2 protein-coding genes and 1 pseudogene are annotated in these 1,262 nt (G+C 63.2%); all 3 read right to left on the bottom strand.

Features of this window, described 5'->3' with window-relative positions; genetic code table 11:
* A pseudogene (locus tag ABT116_RS47550) lies at positions 1-92 on the bottom strand (suppressor of fused domain protein); the annotation flags it as partial.
* A 505-nt stretch (positions 93-597) separates the two neighbouring features.
* Positions 598-687, bottom strand: a complete 90-nt coding sequence (locus ABT116_RS47545) for an Ms4533A family Cys-rich leader peptide (RefSeq protein ID WP_309599318.1) — start codon at positions 685-687, stop codon at positions 598-600.
* Positions 688-810: 123 nt separating this feature from the next.
* Positions 811-1,017, bottom strand: a complete 207-nt coding sequence (locus ABT116_RS47540) for a hypothetical protein (RefSeq protein WP_095969753.1) — start codon at positions 1,015-1,017, stop codon at positions 811-813.
* Positions 1,018-1,262: the final 245 nt, after the last annotated feature.

Genomic DNA, 1,262 nt, shown 5'->3' with positions numbered 1-1,262 from the left:
AGGGGCTCGTCGAGCTCCAGGTCCTCGATCAGACCGCCCGGCTCGGCCACCAGCACCGACGTGAAGGGAGCTCCCGGCCACAGCGGCTCACCTCGCCGGAGAAGTTGACGAAGTCGGCCTCGGCGCCGTCCTTCACCTTGCGCGACTGGTCACCCGAGGCGCCGTACGAAGGATTGAAGTTGACGTTCTTGCCCTCGTCGGTGGCCTGGAAGGCTGCGGTGAGCTTGTCGAAGCCGGGCTTCGGCACGGCGTAGGCGAACAGGTTGATCGTGCCGGCGCTACCGTCGCTGGCGGCGCTGTCACCACCCACGGTGTCGCTCGAGCCACCACTGCACGCTGTGAGTACCACGGCCCCCATGGTCGCGATAGCAGTGAGAAGTGTGCGGGAACGGCGTTTCATTGCAGATACCTTCCTGAAAGGACTGACAAACGAGGGTTGAGCAAACGACAAGTCCGAGACCTCTGGGGCTGATTCCATCGGGACGTTCAGACATGGAGAGCCGACGGGCAAAGAGCCCTGAATCGGGGGGCGCGAGTTACACGCGGAGAAGTTCGAGTGGGGTGCGCAGCACCACCGAAGAGGTCGAACTCAGGAAATCAACAACAGGCGACGTCAGCGACGTCGAGCATGCCGACAGCAATCAACGCCAACTGGTGGCGGATTACGGGAGCTGTTGCTTCGGACACGCGGTGGACTTTAGCAGAGCACCGGCGACCGCTCTAATCGGGAGAACTAACGGGTGAGAAGCCACGCGACGATCACGAGGAGAATCAGGGCGATCAGGGCGAGAGTGACCCGTGAGCGGGGCATCAGCTTTCCTCTACTTCTCGAGAATTCCTACGCAACCAGCCGAAGAGCGGCAGAGCGAGCACGGCGGCCAACGCGCGATCCAGACCGATGGCCACCAGGCGGCACAGCGGAACGACGACGATCAGGACCAACGCGACCTGCGGGATGAACGGGAGCCCCGCCATCCACAGCTCGAAGCTGTCCCACCAATCCGCTATCCGTTCCACGCCAACACCCTATCCTTCGGGCGACGAGGCCCCGACAGCGTGTGGATTGGACGTGTGTCGATTCTGGCCGGATGATGGCCGAATGAGTGCTGACGACGAAGTGGTGCAGACGATTCCTCCCGCCTCCACGGGTCACCATCGAAGCAACTTTCCCCCGATCGACGACTATCTCCCACCAGAGTTCCCAGGCGCCCGCGGCGTGCCCTCCGAACTCGGCCAGCCACACCTCGCCGTGGGTCATGACC

The sequence above is a fragment of the Streptomyces sp. NPDC002130 genome (assembly GCF_040296465.1).
Taxonomy (GTDB): domain Bacteria; phylum Actinomycetota; class Actinomycetes; order Streptomycetales; family Streptomycetaceae; genus Streptomyces.
Note: the sequence above shows the minus strand (reverse complement) of the source record. Positions and strands in the feature narration are given on the sequence as shown.